Here is a 17,573-nt window from a genome sequence, read left to right on the forward strand (position 1 = left end):
CGTAGTCAGCGGCCCCAAGCCAGAGATGCTCTGCCCGTTGAAGTCCAGTTCGGTGGTGTCCTGCAGCATCAGCACCACTTTGTGCTGCGCGATCCGTCTTCGGGAGCAAGACCAATGGGGCGTGAGGATCGCTCCCAGGTAATGTCATCGTTGCCGAAGAAGCGGTAAGCCGCCATCGTCTCCGACCAGTCCGAACACGCCCCCGGGATACTCGCCGTCGGTCTCGCAGAAAGCGTATCCAGCAACGCGATCGCTCGTTTGTCCCGACGGCGATCACCCAGGTTGATTCCATTCAGTTCCTCCTCAGCCCACCTCGCCATGATACCTTCTCAAGGAAAAACGACAGCTTACAGACGAAACCTAAAGTTGTGTATAAGGCTATGCGTCAACGTACCCGTGCTGGTCAATGGCGAGCAGGCTTTCAACAAGGCAGGCAAGCCTCTGACCGTACCCACGACTCAGGCAGAAATCCGTAACTACTGGAACAAGCTGACAGAGCGCTACATCATCAACCTGCCGGGTTTTGGCAAAATCATCCGCCACAGCGACAAAGTGAAGTTTGAAGAAGGCAAGGCAGCCTTCGAGAGCGTGCTCAAGGATTGGGTGAAGGGCTTTCAGGAACTTGTCAAAGGCGACCATGATAAACGTGTGAAACGGGTGGTGACCCTGATCGAGCAGCGTATGGAACGGGCGAACGAGCGTCAGAAGCTGACAAGAGACAAGATCGAGGAACTGGTGCGAGCGGGTCTGGACAACTTGCGCGTGATCGAGCCCAGCGTGAAAGTGGTTTACAAGAACATCACCGTCGAATCGACCCGCGACAAGGAGTTCCTCGACGTCTTGCGCAAGACCGTGCCAGAACAAGATTTGGAGGGTTGGTTTCAGATTTTCAGCGCTGTGCCGATGCTTCAGCTGAGCCCGAAGGCTTGAATCGGGGAGACACGAAAACGGCCTGGGTGTGCCTTCTGGGCGTCAATGTAAGACCCTGAAATCGTTGCGCGGCAAGACGTTGCTGGGTGACCCTAACCGAGCGTATTTTTCATCGCGTCGCCAGTGTCCGGCCTTACCGTCGCCGCCATCGGAGATGTGCTGCACTACGGCAAAGCCCCGACCTTCGGCTGCATGCCGTTATACTGCGCCAACGCTGATGCACAAGAAGGCTCGCTGTGATCGACCCCATCAACTCTCTCGCGTTCTCGATGCATGCCGGCAAGGGCGTATACGCGCTGTTGCTTGGCTCGGGCGTTTCGAGTGCGGCCCGTATTCCAACGGGCTGGGAAGTAACCATCGAACTGGTTCGCAAGATGGCGGCTCTGCAGCAGGCGAACTGTGAACCCGAGCCCGCCGAATGGTTCCGTGGAACGACCGGGCAGGAGCCCGACTACTCGGAACTTCTGAAGTCGGTTGCGAAGACGCCTGCAGAGCGGCAGCAGTTGCTGCGAAACTATTGGGAGCCCACCGAGCAGGAGCGAGAGGAAGGTGCCAAGGTGCCGACCAAAGCTCACCGCGCCATCGCCGACCTCGTGAAGCTGGGCTACGTCAGGGTGATAGTGACCACGAACTTCGACAGGTTGCTAGAGATTGCGCTGCAGGACGTCGGCATCCAGCCCACTGTGTTGAGTACCCCAGGTCACATTGATGGAGCCCTTCCGCTCATTCACACGCCGTGCACGATCTTCAAGATTCACGGGGACTACCTGGACACGCGCATTCGCAACACGCCTGCGGAACTTGCGGCCTACCCCGATGCGTTCAACCGCTTGCTCGACCGAATCTTTGACGAGTTCGGCGTAGTGGTCGCTGGCTGGTCCGCCACCTGGGATGAGGCATTGAGGGCTGCCATGACACGCGCCCCATCCCGCCGGTTCTCAATGTACTGGGCTAGTCATGGCGAACCGAGCGAGAGGGCTGCGGACCTCATCAGGCATCGGGACGCAACGGTCATCAGGATTTCGGATGCCGACTCGTTCTTTGAGGCTGTCAGCGAGCAGTTAAAGGCGCTGGAGGAGTTCTCGCGTCCGCATCCTATGTCGACAGAGGCTGCCGTCGGTATGCTGAAACGATACCTTTCTGAGCCAAAGTACCGTATTGCGCTCGACGACCTCGTCAGCAGGGAAGTTGAGAACGTTGCCGCAGCGACCTGCGGAGCTGCCTTCGACTTGAATTCGCAGGATACCACCGGCCCCACCGTCCTCGCGCGGCTGAAGTCCTACGAAGCCGCGTCTGCAACGCTCATGCGGATAGCCTTTATCGCCGGCCAGTGGAGCGTGGGCACGCAGCTCACGCCATGGGTGAAGGCGCTTACAAAGCTATCCATGCGGCGTGCGGAAGGAGGCGTCACACTCTGGGTCGAGCTTCAGCGTTATCCCGCGACCCTGCTACTTTATTGCTTCGGCCTTGGTGCAGTGACGGCTACGCGATTGGATGCGCTGAGTACATTGTTTAGCGCAACGGTCGTCCGCGAGGACAGAGAAGACAGGCGCGCGGTGGAATTGGTGCCGGTCTGGGCACTGTTCCAGCGTGGCGCTGATGCGATGAAGGTACTGCCAGAGCGTGAACTGGAATTCACGCCGCTCCAGAATCATCTCGAAGCACTGCTTTGGCCGCTGTTCCAGTCGCACTTCCCGTCCAAGGCGTCGTTTCACGTGGCTTTCGATCGACTTGAAGTCTTTGCAGCGCTGTCATACGCCATTCCTGCTGTTGAGAAAAGCGAAAGCTATTGGACCCTCCCAGGGTCATATGGCTGGCGCACCGAGAACAGATTGCGCATCTTCACCGAGATTCGCAATGACCTGACATCCTTGGACGACAACTCGCCGCTGGTAACATCAGGCCTTGTCGGCCGTTCGGCTCAGCATGGACTCACGAATTTGGGTGAACTGGAGCGGTTCGTGCCGCGCCTCCGCTGGCGGTAAGGGGCTTAGAAACGCAATCACGTGCGATTCAGTATTTCTGCATGGCGACCCGCAGACGGAAACCGCAGGCATTCCCGCCGAAAATTCCGTCGCCAACTACTCCGAATGTCATCAGATACATTTTCTTGATACATTTACGCACCTACAGACAATCAGGCACGCCATGACCGACAATCTGTTCTCCATCTGCGAGCCGCGACCTGATGTTCTGCAAGGTGCCTTGCGTGAGAGCGACTTTGCTGCGGATCTCTCGCAGGTGCTGCGGGGAGACGCTCCCGACGAGTACAAGCGCCCGGAGCTGTTCTTCGCCAACACCTACCCGACCAAGGGCATCAAGAATGTCCTGAAGCTGGTTGCGCTGCGCGTCAGTGGTCATCCCGACCAGATCGGCGCCATCTTTCGTCTCGACACCCAGTTTGGCGGCGGCAAGACGCACGCCCTGATCGCGCTCGCGCACGCCATGCGCAGCCTCTCCGAGGTGACGAACGCCGACGAATTTCTCGATGCCGCCTTGCGCCCCTCGGCATCGGTGCGCATTGCGGCTTTTGATGGCGAAAACGCCGATCCGGCCAATGGGCACCGGCTTGGCGACGCCTGCGTGCCTACACACCATGGGGGGAACTGGCTTATGCGCTGCGTGGCGAGGTCGGCTACCGCCTGGTCGAAGCGAGTGACCGCGAAGGAATCGCGCCCGGTGCCGACACCTTGCGCGAGCTGATCGGCAGCGAGCCGGCAGTCATTCTCATCGACGAGATCGCCCCTTACCTGCGCAAGGTGGCCGCTCGCAACGCCCAGCGTGCAGGCGAACAACTCCTTGCGTTCATGACTTCGCTGATGAAGGCGGTGGAAAGCTCACCCACTGCGGCGCTCGTTTTCACGCTGGCGGTGGGTCGTGACGGCAAGGCGGCCGACGCCTACAGCCGTGAAACGCAGGATATCGCTGCCTTCTTCGCCGAGGCCGAAAGCGTTTCGGCCCGCAAGGCGACGGTGATCGACCCCACCGAGGACGACGAGACGGTCAAGGTCATCTGCCGACGGCTGTTCACGCGCATCGACCGCGAGAAGGCAGGGTCAGTTATCGCCGCGTACAAGGCACTGTGGGATGCCAACAGAGAGCTGCTCCCGCCGGCCCCGGCGGAGGACCGGCGGCTCGACGAGTTTGCCGCCGGCTATCCGTTGCACCCAGAACTGGTGAACGTGCTCACGCAGAAAACCGGCACTCTCGGCAATTTCCAGCGCGTGCGCGGCATGCTGCGCCTCCTCGCCCGTACGGTTGCACGCGTTTGGCAGACACGTTCCGCCGACGCCTACGCGATTCACACCCATCACATCGACCTCGGGTTCGAGCCGATACGCCTCGAACTCGTCACCCGCCTCAAGCAGGACATCTACGTACCGGCCATCAAGGCCGAGATCGCCGCTGTCGAAACCACTCCGGCGCTGGCTGAACAACTCGATGCAGGGCCGTTCAGAGGCCTTCCGAAGTACGGATCGTACGTCGCCCGCTGCGCGTTCATTCATACCCTGGCGTTCAACGACATCTTGCGCGGACTCAACGCCGAGGAACTGCGCTACGCCATCCTGAGTCCGGGAACAGATGTCGCATTCATTGATGACGCACGCAAACGCTTCGCGACCGACTCGGCGTATCTCGACGACAAACCCGGGGCCCCTCTCCGTTTCCTGGCCGAGGCCAATCTTACCCAGATCATTCGGCGCGAAGAAACCAACACCGATCGAGATGAGGCACGCACGCGTCTCAACAGCTTCATCCGCGATCTCTTCGCGGGTCCCAATCTCAATCTCATCCCCTTCGCCTCCGGCCCTCACGATGTCCCCGACGACGATGGCGGTGGCCGCCCCTACCTGGTGATGCTCGGCTACGAAGCTACCCAGGTCTTCAGCGACGCGGTGACTGTCGACAACCTGGTCGAAAAGGTCTTCCTGCACAAGGGTGGTGGCACCGACTGGCGCCACAACCGGAACAATCTCGTCTTCCTGGTGGCAGACGCGGCCGGAGTGCCCAACATGAAGGCCAAGATGCTGCGCAACATCGCCCTGGAGTCTCTGCGGCAACCCGGCAAGCTCAAGGACCTGGCCGACTATCAGGTAGCCAAACTGCAGGAATTGCACGAACGCTCCAAGCAGGAACTCGCTCTGGCCGTGCAGCAGTGCTTCCGACACATCTTCTACCCGTCGCGAAATCGACTAGACGAGGCTAACTGCGACCTGGCACACACCGTGGTCGACATTCAAACTGCCTCGGACCGGCCGGGCGACGGCCAGCGCCAGGTCGTTACCCAACTCCAGAACGCCGGCAAACTGCGCCTGCCTACCGACAAGCCGGACTCCCCGGTCTATGTACGTGACCGCACGCCCCTCAAGAAAGGCCAGATCACCACCGCCGCACTGCGCACCGAATTCCGCCAGGACCCCTCCTTGCCGATGCTCGTCGGTGACGACGTGTTCATCAAAGGTATTCGCCTGGGTATCGACCAGGATGACTACGTCTACCAGTCCGGCGACCTTCTGCGTGGCAAGGGGGACCCGCATGCCGAAATCAAGGTCGACGAACAGTCGTTCATCTACACCACCTCGTATGCCCAGGAGCACGGCATCTGGCCGAGACCGGAGGCCAAGAGCGAAACCAGCAAGGTCGACTCAAGCGCTCGCTCGACCGATGGTCAGACGGATCAGGGCTCAGGAGATTACGCAGCGGCCACCGACCGAACGATGCCCAAGGCGAAGTCCACCCATGTCCTTGAAGCAGAAGATGTCCTCAAGGCGGCACTTACACGTCTTCTGGAGCAAGCGCGGCACAACGGCATCCGCAGTTTGGCAACGCTGACCATCCGCCCCTTCGACAAGTCGGATGCCTTGAAATTGATGCCACTCATAAAATCGATTCCGAACGCCAACAAGCGAGTAGAAATGACCGCTTCGTTTGACACTGCCAGCGGTTCAACCGCTGAACTCAGCTTCAAGGGCGACATCGACGACGCGACTGCCCTCAAGGACTACCTCGAACCGCAGTTCCGTGCAGCCACCGACAGCGACGCGGATATTTCTTTCCAGATCCGGTTCGAGCCGCCGCTTGCCGTTCAGGGGCCTTCGGCCGAAGGCCTGATTCAGCGGCTGACGCGACTGGTTTCGCCCTCGGCACACGTGCTGGCAACGGCCGCAGAGCAGGATTAAGCAGGACTACCAATGAGCAAAGTGACCCACCTGAGTACGGCAAAGCACCCTTCGGCCTTGCCCCAGTACGAAATGCGCGCGCGCCGGCTCTCTGGCTCGGATATCGAGGTCGAAATCTGGCAACTTCCTGCCAGCGCTACGCCGCACATTCGGCAGCCGACCTATATTGCCGGGCTGCGTGGTCGCAACCTGTCGCTGATCGAGCACCGGCTGCTGCGGCGCCTGAAACAGTCGCGCATCGACCTGAACAACCTGCCCACTTTCGATGCGCTCAGGATAGCGGTCGATGAAGAAATGGCGATCAGTCTCGGGCTGCTGTTTCGCGCACTGGCGCCGATGCGCAATCGCGAGCATATCGTGGCGGTCGCCGAAGGCATCGAAGCAATGACCAAGGAAGAAGCCGGCTACTGGCTCGGCATGGCCATGCACCGCAAGTACCCGCGGCGCGTACTGATGGCGCTGCGCTTTCTGCTCATCGAGCCGAAACTCTGACGGATGCGTGAACTGACCGAACTTCGCAGCCTGCTTGATCGCTTGCAGGAAGTGGAAGCCGATGCCCTCGAAACTCAGGATCTCGACTTCAAGGAGTGGCCATCCGAAGCCAAGCAGGCGATCAAGCAGGCTGTCGATATCGCGATCTGCATGGCCAACGGTGGTGGAGGGACTGTAGTGCTCGGCGTACGTGACCGTGTCGTCGGGCGGGAAAAGGCCATCCTCGGTGTGCCGCCACAGGCAGAAATTCACCAACTAAAACGCGACATCTACGAGCGAACCGCCCCGAAGCTGACGCCTGATATTCACGAACTTCACGTGGCGGAAGGTACCGGGCGTCTTCTGGTCATGCAGGTGCACGGTGGCCTGTCGCCCTACACCAACACGGCCGGAGCGGGAACGGTGCGCAAGGGCAACGCCTGCGTACCACTGACCGGCGACCTGCGCGAAAAATTGATGGTGGAACGAGGCGACGCCGACTTCACCGCGGCGATCGTCCCTGAGCCGGCGCAGTCGCTGATTTCAGCCGCCGCGATGGAGCGCCTGCGCGACCAGGCACGACAGGAGCAGGCGCCAATTGACCTGCTTCGCAAGAGTGACCTCGACCTGCTAGGTGCGCTCGGCGTGCTGCGTGACGGTCAGCTCACCCGCGCGGGTTTGCTGATTGCTGGTCACGCCGAAGCCATTGGCCGTCACCTGCCAAACTTTGGCTGGACGCACGAGCGCATGAAGAGCGCCACCACCTACGACAACCGGGCCGACGGTCGCGACGAAAATGCCCTCGCGCTGCCGCTCGCGCTGACTGCGATCGAAGCGCGCATCAACGCCGACAACCCGATCAGCACCATCGAACACGGCTTGTATCACTTCGAATACCGCGCGTACCCGACGATCGCGCTGCGCGAAGCACTGCTGAACGCATTGACCCACCTTGACCTGCGCCTGGCGAGCCCGGTGCTGGTCAAGCAATACCCGCGCCGGCTGGAAATCACCAACCCTGGCGGACTGGTCGGCGGCATCACTTCGACCAACATCCTGCATCACCCGCCGCTAGCCCGGAACCTTCAGCTCGTGCAGGCGCTCGCCCGGCTGCGCCTGGTCAATCGCAGCAACCTCGGCATCGGACGGATGTTCGAGGCGATGCTGGTCGAGGGCAAGGAACCGCCGCTGATCATCGACGAGGAAAGCGCTGTCCGCATTGTTTTCAAACGGCAGGAAACCGCGCGCCCCTTCCGCGAATTCATTGCCGAGGAAGGCAAGGCCGGCCGCACCCTCGACGTAGACCACCTGTTGGTCTTGCGCTACCTGCTCTCGCATCCCGAGATCGACACACCGACCGCCGCCGAGCTGTGCCAGCGCCGTGATGCAGAAATGCGCGACATCCTTGATGAGATGGTGCAGATCTTCGATTACCTCGAGCGCGGCGGCGCCGGCCGCGGGAGCTGGTGGCGAATGAAGCCCGCCCTGCATCGCCGGCTCGAAGGCTTGGGTCATGCCGAACGTGATCAGCGCATCGACTGGGATGTTGCCAAGACGCGGGTACTCAACATGCTCAAGCAACGCGCTCGCCGCGGCGAACCCGGATTGACCAACGCCGGTATCCGCGAAGTCACCGCCTACGACCGGCAGCAGGTCAATCGACTGATTCACGAACTCGAAGCCGAAGGCGTCAGGATGCAGGGCCATGGCCGCGGCACGCGCTACACCTACATTGGTCGGACACCCAACGAACATGGATGAGCAAATGACAATACTCGACAAGCGGTTTGACCTGGTTTGCGAGGGACAGCGAGGCCTTACGGCGCTGATTTCCGAAGCGGGTGTGCGATGACCCGTCGGCTGATTGAATCGTGGTTGCCGATTGCCGCGCTGGGCGAAGAGAGCGTGCGTGAACGTCGGTCGATGACTGCGCTACCGCCAACCTATTACCTTCATGTCTGGTGGGCACGCCGACCGTTGGTGGCTTCACGGGCCGCCGTCCTCGCATCACTAATGCCGGAGGATGCGGACCATGCGAAGTTTCTGCACATGCTGGGGATACACGGTGATCCGTTGCGGGCCAAGCGATTGATGAATGGAGCAAGACGAACAGGTATTCGTGTGCCAGATCCATATGGTTACTCACGCGCCTTTGGTTACCTGCCGAGCAAAGAGGAACTGCAATGGCTCGCAGCGGAAACCGAGCGAATGGGTATGGTGTCACCGGCTGTGCTAGACCCGACCGCCGGCGGCGGCAGTATTCCGTACGAAAGCACCCGCCTTGGCTTGACCACGCTCGGTAACGACCTGAACCCAGTAGCATGCTTGATTCAAAGGGCAACTGTTGATTGGCCGATCAACTATGGTCTGGCAGTTCGGCGCGAGTTTGAGCGGGTTTCCCGCATCTGGCGCGAGCGGATTGAAGCACGACTTGCCCCATTTTTCCTTCAGCCCAACGCACCGGATTGTATTGACACCACCTACATCTGGGCTCGCACCATCCGCTGCCCTCACTGCGAAGGGCTTGTCCCACTCTCGCCCAACTGGCGCCTGGCTCCGGATGGTACCGGGGTGCGCCTACGGCCTGAGAAAGGCAAGGGACCTGGAGACACGACCAGACATCTGCGCTTCGAAATCGTCAGCACCGCCAAGGAGCATTCGGCAGGCACGGTCTCCGGTGGTGACGCCACCTGCCCTTTCGACGACTGCGGGCGATTGATTTCTGGCGAACACATCAAGGCCGATGCTCAGGCAGGGCGAATGGGTCAACAGCTTTACACCGTGGTCTTCAAGAAAAAAGTGGTCACGGGCCACACGAAAGCTGGCAAGCCCAAGGAAAAGTGGGTACGGGGTTACCGTGCGCCACGCCTTGAAGACGATGTCTCGCAAGCAGTGGCCGAGGTCTTGGCAGAGAAGCTTCCCGACTGGGAGGCGCTGGACATGGTCCCGACAGAGCCCATTGCCTCCGGCCACAAGACTGAGGAGCCGATTCGATACGGGATGAACCACTGGCGCGATCTGTTCGCCCCACGGCAGCTTCTGGGCCACGGCACTGCCGTCGAAGTGTTCCGCGAACTTATGGACGAGGAAAAAGTGGCTGGTCGGTGGAACGAGGTCACTGCTGGGGCGTTCGCTTATCTTTCCCTGTCCCTCGACAAGATGCTCAACTACAACTCGCGGATGTCAGTATGGATGTCGACTCGCGAGGTGATGGCAAATACCTTCAATCGCCACGACTTTGCCTTCTGCTGGTCTCATGCCGAAATGGCCCCGCTGATCGTCGGTCTCGGCTACGACTGGGCCATCGAGCAAACGGCAAAATGTATCGGTGAGCTGGTCGCGCTTACCCGTCCCGATGCCGGCGCCGCCGCGAGTCCTCAGAGCAAGTTCAACTTCGACGGCGCACCGGCTTTCACCCCCCCCACCCGTCACCCTCACCTGCAAATCCGGCGACAGCCTCGACCATATCGCCGATGCCAGCATAGACGCGGTGGTGATGGACCCGCCGTACTACGACAACGTGATGTATGCCGAGCTATCGGATTTCTTCTATGTCTGGCTCAAGCGGACGGCCGGCTACATCTATCCCGAGTTGTTCCGCCGTGCGTTGACCGACAAGGAAAACGAAGCGGTGGCTAATCCGGCCAAGTTCAAGGGCGAAAAGGGCGCCAAAGCCCTGGCCGGGCGCGACTACCAACAGCGCATGGCGGCGATCTTCACCGAGATGCGCCGGGTATTGAAGCCGGACGGCATCATGACGCTGATGTTCACCCACAAGGCCACCGGCGCCTGGGATGCCCTGACCAAGGGACTGATGGAGGCGGGTTTCTCGATCACCGCCTCCTGGCCGATCAACACCGAAGCCGAAGGCAGCCTGCACATCAAGGACAAATCTGCCGCCAATTCGACGGTGTTCCTGGTTTGCCGCCCACTGGCACAGCAGGGTGCCGACACCCGCTACTGGGAAGACGTGGAACCTAAGGTCCGCGCTGCCGTACGCGAGCGCATCGGCGTTTTCCAAACCGCCGGGATTCGCGGCGTGGATCTCTATCTCTCCTGCTTCGGTCCGGCTCTCGAAGTGTTCTCGCAGGCCTGGCCGCTGGTTCGCGGCACTCCTCGGCAAGACGTCGAGCAGTCGCGACGCAAGCGCCGTCAGGCAGAGATGTTCGACGAGGCCTACGATCCATTCGCCGTCACGCCGGAAGACGCGCTGGTCGCTGCGCGTACCGAAGTGAAGCAATGGCGTCTCTCGCAGCTTTCGCACGTTCGCCGCAATGTCGAGCTGGACAACCTGACCAGTTGGTTCGTTCTCGCGTGGGACGCCTTCGAAGCGCCAATATTCCCGTTCGATGAAGCCAACAAACTCGCCAAGGTTTGCGGTGTGGACCTCGACCGTGACGTGGTTGGCCGACTGGCCGAAAAGAAGGGCGCCGACCTCGTCCTCTGGGACAGCGTCACCCGCGCCGCCAAAGGCTCGCTTGGCCTGCCCGATGGTCGCGATTCGATGATGGACGCCCTGCATCAGTTGGCCAAGACCGCTCGCACAGTATCGCTGGAATCCGCCAACGAGCTACTCGCGAAACACGGGCTCGCCGTCGAACCGGCCTTCCTGACTGCGCTCGAAGCGGTGCTGGAAGTACTCCCGGTGGGGACGATCTGGAGCGGCTTCGACCTTCCCGACGCCGCCAAGGGAGGCGGCGCCGACTTCGATGCCCTGGAAAATCTGCGCCGCCTGGCGCTTGCCGAGAAAGTGGCCGAGCCCGAGCAGTTGAAAATCTGGCAGCAGGAAGAATTAAAGGTCTGAGCGAACAAGACCATGCCCTTGCTGACCGACTTCGACTGGCAAAGTAAATACGACCACGATCACGGCTCGCTGATCGAGCAGTTTTATCTGCGCGCGCTCGCCTGTGCCCAACGCTACGACCGCACCACCGGCTATTTCACGGCGACCGCGCTCGCCATTGCTGCGCGCGGCCTCGAAGGCCTGGTGCTGAACAACGGCCGGATGCGCCTGGTGGTCGGTTGCACGCTTGACGAGCCCGAGGTGGCAGCCATCGAGCACGGCCAGTCACTGAAGGACACCGTCGAAGGCAAGTTGTTGACGATGCCGCTCACCGGCAGCTCGCCAAGGGAACAGCAGGCGCTGGAGCTGTTGGCCTGGATGGTGGCCAGGGGTTACCTGGAAATCAAGGTGGCCGTGCCCTGCGACGGCGATCGAAACCCGGTAGCCACGCAAGCCATTTTCCACGAGAAGGCCGGCATCCTCGAAGACAAGACCGGCGCCAGGCTCGCTTTCGCCGGTAGCGTGAACGAAACCGCTTACGGCTGGCTGCACAACTGGGAAAGCTTTCATGTCTTCTGCGACTGGGACGGCGGCAACCGGCACGTCGACGCGGAAGAGAAGAGCTTTGCCCTGCTCTGGGCAGACCGGGCCAAGCGCGCACGGGTGCTCGACGTACCGGCCGCAGTGCGTGAAGAGCTGCTGCGCTTTCTCCCACGCCACGACGACGAACCCGAGCGAATCAAGCGGGCGCGAAGCAGCGACGTGGTTCTCGATCAACCCGCTGACGAGGAACCGGAGGAACGGAAAATTACGCCGCAGACCACTTCGATCGAGGAACGACGAAAGGCGGTGTGGCAAGTTATCTGGTCTGCGCCGCGGCAGCTGGGTGGCGAGCGTATTGCCGAAGCGACCAGCGCCGTTACTCCCTGGCCTCATCAGGTTCTGACCTTTCAACGCATGCTCGACCATTGGCCACCCCGTCTGCTGATTGCCGATGAAGTGGGGCTGGGAAAAACGATCGAGGCCGGACTCGTGTTGCGTTACGCATGGCTTTCCGGGCGCGCGCAGCGCATCCTGATCATGGCGCCCAAGGCGGTGATGACGCAGTGGCAAGCGGAGTTACGCGAGAAGTTCAACCTCAACTGGCCCATCTATGACGGCAAGCGACTGAACTGGTATCCCTCGCCGCTGCTGCGGGGGAAATCGGAAAAGGAAGTCTCCCGCGACGAGTGGCATCGTGAACCTTTCGTCATTGTCTCCAGCCACCTGATGCGTCGTCGCGACCGTCAGCACGAACTGCTGGAATCGGCCGACCCGTGGGACCTCATCGTTCTCGACGAATCCCATCATGCGCGACGCAAGAGCCCGGGGGCCGCGCAGGAAGGCCCGCCCAACCTTCTTCTCAAGTTGATGCAACGTCTCAAGAAGCGCACCGACGGCTTGCTCTTGCTGACCGCGACGCCGATGCAGGTGCATCCGGTCGAGGTCTGGGACCTGCTTTCTCTGCTGGCCATGCCGCCCGCCTGGTCCCGGCAGGGCTTTCTGGAGTTTTTCCGAAAGTCGGGCAGCAGCAACCCGTCGCACGAGGATTTCGAGTTTCTTGCCGCTCTCTTTCGTGCGGCCGAAGCTGCATTTGGTGAGGTGTCGATCGAGTCGGCTGTACGGAGGGCGCCTGAGCGAAGCCTGCTCAAGGCGAAACGCATTCTGCGCTCGCTGCGAGACGCCGCCGCGACACCGAGGCGACAGCTTTCCGCAGATGAGCGCCGCAGTGCGGTGGCCATCATGCGCGCACACACGCCGGTGGCCGGATTGGTATCGCGGCACACCCGCGGCCTCTTGCGGGAATATCACCGGCGCGGCCTGCTCAGCACACCGATCGCCACGCGCGAGGTGGCCGACGAGTTCCTCGACATGGCGCCTGCAGAGGCTGCGGTCTACGAGGCGCTGGAAGCCTACATCTCGACGACGTACAACAATGCCCAGGAGGAGCGGCGCACGGCGGTCGGCTTCGTGATGACGACCTATCGCAAGCGCCTGGCCTCCAGTTTTCATGCCCTGAGAATGACCCTTGAAGAGCGTCTTGCCGTGGTACGAGGACAGGCCAGTCTGCCCTTCGATGAACTGCGCTCAAGCGAGGACGCCGAAGACGACATCGACGAGTCCGGCGACGCTGCCGACGAGGAAGCCGTCGACCAGCAGAAACAGACTGCATTGCAGCTCGAGGAACAGGGCGACATCGAGACTTTGCTTGCGCAGGTGCGAAGACTGCCGGTGGACACGAAAGCCGTGCGGCTCGCCGAGGTGCTCCAGTCCCTGCAAAGAGGCAGCTACCATGCCATGGACCACTCGCTTCTGCCCGCCTTCCCGCAGGCGATTGTGTTCACCCAATACACCGACACGCTCGATTACCTGCGTGATTTCCTGAGGACACAGGGGTTCTCGGTGCTCTGCTACTCGGGGCGCGGTGGCGAATGGCTACAACCCGACGGCAGTTGGAAGCGCCTGACCCGAGAGGAGACGAAACGGCGCTTCAAGCGGCAGGATGCACAGGTTCTGGTGTGCACCGATGCTGCAGCAGAGGGGCTGAACTTCCAGTTCTGCGGCGCACTCGTCAATTTCGATTCGCCCTGGAACCCAATGCGAATCGAGCAACGCATCGGGCGGGTCGACCGCCTTGGCCAGCAGTTCCCGCGCATCGCGATCGTCAACCTGATGTACGAGGACACCGTCGAGACCGACGTCTACCGTGCGCTGAGATCACGCATTAACCTCTTCACATCGGTGGTTGGCCCGCTGCAACCGATTCTCTCGGCGATGCCCGCCAGGATTGCCGAAGTCGCGCTGGCCAGTCCGGAGAACCAGCAACAGGCCAGGGCGAATCTCATCAGTCAGCTTCAACAGGCAGCAAGCCAGGAGCCGGCAGAATCCTTCAACATCGACGAAGCCATCGAGGTCGCGCTTGAACAGCCCGAACGCGCGCCCGCACCCTACGGGCTCGAAGAACTCGGCCACCTCCTGGACCACCCGAAGCTTCTGCCACCCGGCGTCGAGGCCCAACGGGTCGGTACGAAGGAAGTCTTCTGGACGCAGCCCGGAGCGCTGCGTATCAGCGTCACCACAGACCCCGATTTCTTCGAGGAACATCCGGAATCGGTCGAATTCTGGACGCCGGGTAGCCCGGCGTTTCCGGAAGACAGTGGATCCGGGGCGCAATCAGCCGATGGGGCGAGGCTTGCTGACCTGATACGCACTGCTTGACGATCGTCAAAACCGCACTTGAAACCAGTGCGACAGAGTGTCCGCCGCAATCCGTCAACACGGTGGGCGCCCTTTGTATCCGGCTGGCGGCGTCTTGAGCTCTTTCGCCGGTTTTGGCTTTGCGGTCGACTTAAAGGTGTTTGGGTCGACTTCAAAGACGCTGACGGCGACCTGGTTGACCCCATGGACGTGAGCGATCAGTCGCTCGTGCTGTCGCAACGGCGCTTGCGCGGTCGATCCACCGTATTCGCCCATGTTGGCCAGAATCACCGGTTGATACATGTGGAAGTGAAGTGCCGCGACCATGTTGTCGAAGGTCTTGACGTCTTGATTGAGAGCGGCGACCAGAAAGACGTCTGATCTTTCCCGTAGATCGGCAACGAGCGCCAAATCCGTCGCGTCGTAACAGATGGCTGCCGCTACTCGCGTTGGTGTGTCGGCACCAATCGGGAACTCGACAAGCAGTTGAAATGGCCGATAGCCCCTTACGCCCATCTTTCTCTCGTGTGCCGTCGGATGGTTCTTGCCCTGCCACACGTATTGAAAGGTTCTGCCGCCGCCCGGAGTTTCTGTGCGAATGAGCCACAGCCCTTGATTGATCGGCGCAGCATGCTTTGCCGATTCAATGAACGTCAGGCCAACAAAGATGCTGGCCTTCACCTTGTCTGAAAGAGCTCTTAGATGCGAGACATGTTCTGGATGCACGGAAAGCTCCGGGAACAGGATCACGTCGACAAGTGGTTCGCTAGTAGCAGATCGATCTTCACCCAACTCCTGAGCAGTAGCCCAGGTCCGCAGCTTCTGGTACGTCAGTCGACAGACCGCTGCCAAGTGGCGCCGGTGTTGCGCCATCAACTTCCCGGACCAGCGACAAGGCTCCTTGTCGTCAAACTGATCGCGACGGGGAAGCATTGGCTGGACGATGGCGAAGCGCATTGCCCTAGGCACCGGGGCACAACCTTCCTGCGTTGGCACGACGTACATGGGCGTACCCGACTGCCGTCCATAAAGAGCCCGCTGCTCAACAATGCGCTCAAGAACCACATCAAGGAGGTCAATGCGGGTCTTTGCGGCAAGGAAACTCGCTGCATTTTCACCCTTGATGTCGGTACCTGGCCATTGCAGCAGTACTGACAACAGGCTGGAAAGCCACGGCGAGATCGGCGCTGGCTCGTCCAGCAAACCCCGTCCGGTGTTGAGCAGCCCAAAGCGCCGCTTGAACCAGGTGGAACGTAGACCTGAGTATTTCGACAGATCTTCGGTTGCGAGATAGCGGGCAGCAGTAAAGTCGAACTCACCGGTGATGCAAGAGCGCAGAATTCGTCCCAAGCCATAGAGCCAGGCGCATTCCACTTCAACCCAGGGAGGGCGCTCGTACAGCGGGTCAGTCTCAATTCCGAGCTCGAACCTGATTTCGAGAAAACCTTCCTCGTTCGGGAGCGCTTGAATCAGTGACCAGTCGCTACAACGAATCTCCATTTGGCCAACGTGCAGCCCATTTCCCAGTGCTTCTTCGATCCCGTCGGCCTCCAGCACTGCCTTTGCCAGTGCGAGCAAGGCGTTTTCCTGGGAAAACTCGTTGAAATGGCCAGAGATGACACGCCGCAGCGGCAGGAAGAGCCTGTTATCGAGAGTCGGCGATCTCCTCGTCGCCGTGGCACGCAACGCTCTCAGCGACGGAGGAACATGCTGCCGCCAACTCGCGGATCTGCCTAACCGTGTTCGCAGTGCAACCTGCATCAGGTCAGGTCGATTCAGTGCGACAGCAAGTACGCAGCGTTCAACGACGTCCGGTGACTTGGTCGCCCTCAGACATTCCATCAGCCATGCGGCAAAGCGGCCTGGCGCTGACGCAAGTTGCTGGCCAACCAGTGCAAGAGGGAGCGCCGCCTCGAACTCTCTATCTTTGGACGGTGAATATAGTAGTACCTGATGCAGTGTCCGATAAATCTCCAATTCTGCAGCCTGAGTCGTCGCGACCGAGTGATCACCGACGGAAGCCAGATACAACATGGCCTGTTGCTTTAGGTACCAGGCGACCGATCATCGCGCTCTAGGAGCACCCTCCGGGCGAAAGCAGCAAGTTGCTGCCGATATGGGGTGATTTCTGCCGAATCGGGATATTCGGCATCTTCCCGATGACCAGTCTCCGTAGCGCCCGCTCTCAGCAAGTCGGCGGCAACATACTCGGCAACCAGCACTTCCCGGTGTGCTGTCCTCCCATCCGTCTTCGCCGGAGAATAGAGCTTACTTTCCAGAGCCTCCAATACCGGTTCAAGCAGCCTCGGGTGCGGGAACAGGTCCAGGCCGACGCGGAGGAGCAGAGCCAGTGCCGGATTGTTCGCCCAGCACTTGATGTGTATTCCACGCAATATAGTTACTCAACCAAGTGTGAGCAGGGCCAGAGGCAACTGCCAGACATGCTCTTCAATTTATTCTAAAAGCATGGTCGAGCGAGCCAGCAGGCGAGCCGACCGTCTTGTCGGCGAGCACGCCGACAAGACGCCAGCATTGGCTTTTTGAAGGGCACGCATGGCGTGGTCGCCCCCTTGCCGGGCCCACATGCGGTCGTTCCGCTTTCGGTAGTCTAACTACAGCCGGCAGGTAGCTGTCGGTGAAAGCGGGACATGCAGCCGCGGATTACGAATAATTCCACGCAAACATTCGATGTTCACCAGTTTGGTTTCGAATCCGCGGGTGCGCTTGAGCGCGATAACGAATACTCAGGGATTGTCGCTTCATCGACTCTCTATATTGCTTTCGCAGCGCCCAGGCAGGCACGTCCCGTTCCTCCACTCTAGTACTTGGAGGTATGAACTATGACTCCTGAACCCAACCCAGAATTCGCCGCCTTCATCGGCATCGACTGGGCCGATGCGAAACACGACATCTGCCTGCAAGCGGCCGGAAGCCGCCAGCGTGAATTCGCCGTGCTCTCCCATCGCCCCGAC

At 60.6% G+C, this 17,573-nt stretch carries 10 protein-coding genes and 1 pseudogene; 9 read left to right on the forward strand and 2 right to left on the reverse strand.

Going from position 1 to position 17,573, the window contains the following annotated elements:
- Positions 1-320 (reverse strand): annotated as a pseudogene (locus E4Q23_RS19525) (IS4/Tn5 family transposase DNA-binding protein); the annotation flags it as partial.
- 76 nt (positions 321-396) lie between these two features.
- Between E4Q23_RS19525 and E4Q23_RS19530 the strand changes: the two are divergent.
- The 9 genes from E4Q23_RS19530 to E4Q23_RS19560 all read left to right on the forward strand — a co-directional run bounded on the left by E4Q23_RS19530 (position 397) and on the right by E4Q23_RS19560 (position 14,622).
- Positions 397-930, forward strand: coding sequence for a hypothetical protein (locus E4Q23_RS19530; protein ID WP_169068189.1), 534 nt, complete (start codon positions 397-399; stop codon positions 928-930).
- A gap of 236 nt (positions 931-1,166) precedes the next feature.
- Positions 1,167-2,915, forward strand: a complete 1,749-nt coding sequence (locus E4Q23_RS19535; RefSeq protein WP_169068190.1) for an SIR2 family protein — start codon at positions 1,167-1,169, stop codon at positions 2,913-2,915.
- On the forward strand, positions 2,875-3,633 hold the full coding sequence (locus tag E4Q23_RS24205) for a hypothetical protein (RefSeq protein WP_248595597.1): 759 nt from the start codon (positions 2,875-2,877) through the stop codon (positions 3,631-3,633). Before E4Q23_RS19535 ends, E4Q23_RS24205 begins: the two co-directional genes overlap by 41 nt.
- The gene (locus E4Q23_RS19540) at positions 3,573-6,110 is read left to right on the forward strand and encodes a DUF499 domain-containing protein (protein ID WP_248595601.1); all 2,538 of its coding nucleotides are present in this window, start codon (positions 3,573-3,575) and stop codon (positions 6,108-6,110) included. Before E4Q23_RS24205 ends, E4Q23_RS19540 begins: the two co-directional genes overlap by 61 nt.
- Before the next feature lie 12 nt (positions 6,111-6,122).
- Positions 6,123-6,602, forward strand: a complete 480-nt coding sequence (locus tag E4Q23_RS19545) for a DUF7680 family protein (RefSeq protein ID WP_169068191.1) — start codon at positions 6,123-6,125, stop codon at positions 6,600-6,602.
- A gap of 3 nt (positions 6,603-6,605) precedes the next feature.
- A complete protein-coding gene (locus E4Q23_RS19550) occupies positions 6,606-8,342 on the forward strand; it encodes an ATP-binding protein (protein ID WP_169068192.1) in 1,737 nt (578 codons plus the stop codon).
- 87 nt (positions 8,343-8,429) lie between these two features.
- On the forward strand, positions 8,430-10,220 hold the full coding sequence (locus E4Q23_RS24210) for a DUF1156 domain-containing protein (RefSeq protein ID WP_248595598.1): 1,791 nt from the start codon (positions 8,430-8,432) through the stop codon (positions 10,218-10,220).
- The gene (locus E4Q23_RS24215; RefSeq protein WP_248595599.1) at positions 10,105-11,385 is read left to right on the forward strand and encodes a hypothetical protein; all 1,281 of its coding nucleotides are present in this window, start codon (positions 10,105-10,107) and stop codon (positions 11,383-11,385) included. Before E4Q23_RS24210 ends, E4Q23_RS24215 begins: the two co-directional genes overlap by 116 nt.
- A gap of 12 nt (positions 11,386-11,397) precedes the next feature.
- Complete coding sequence (locus tag E4Q23_RS19560; RefSeq protein ID WP_169068193.1) at positions 11,398-14,622, forward strand: helicase-related protein; 3,225 nt, start codon at positions 11,398-11,400, stop codon at positions 14,620-14,622.
- A gap of 54 nt (positions 14,623-14,676) precedes the next feature.
- On the opposite strand, the gene E4Q23_RS19565 is transcribed toward E4Q23_RS19560, so the two are convergent.
- Positions 14,677-16,635: a hypothetical protein gene (locus E4Q23_RS19565; protein ID WP_169068194.1), complete on the reverse strand. Its 1,959-nt coding sequence runs from the start codon at positions 16,633-16,635 to the stop codon at positions 14,677-14,679.
- Positions 16,636-17,573 lie beyond the last annotated feature (938 nt).

Source organism: Candidatus Accumulibacter phosphatis (genome assembly GCF_012939955.1).
Taxonomy (GTDB): domain Bacteria; phylum Pseudomonadota; class Gammaproteobacteria; order Burkholderiales; family Rhodocyclaceae; genus Accumulibacter; species Accumulibacter delftensis.

Bases quoted from the DNA above. Each gene is read 5' to 3' on its own strand.
- E4Q23_RS24215 (WP_248595599.1), top strand. From the start codon at position 10,105: ATGTATGCCGAGCTATCGGATTTCTTCTATGTCTGGCTCAAGCGGACG.
- E4Q23_RS24210 (WP_248595598.1), top strand. From the start codon at position 8,430: ATGACCCGTCGGCTGATTGAATCGTGGTTGCCGATTGCCGCGCTGGGC.
- E4Q23_RS19550 (WP_169068192.1), top strand. From the start codon at position 6,606: ATGCGTGAACTGACCGAACTTCGCAGCCTGCTTGATCGCTTGCAGGAA.
- E4Q23_RS19560 (WP_169068193.1), top strand. From the start codon at position 11,398: ATGCCCTTGCTGACCGACTTCGACTGGCAAAGTAAATACGACCACGAT.
- E4Q23_RS19545 (WP_169068191.1), top strand. From the start codon at position 6,123: ATGAGCAAAGTGACCCACCTGAGTACGGCAAAGCACCCTTCGGCCTTG.
- E4Q23_RS19565 (WP_169068194.1), bottom strand. From the start codon at position 16,635: ATGTTGTATCTGGCTTCCGTCGGTGATCACTCGGTCGCGACGACTCAG.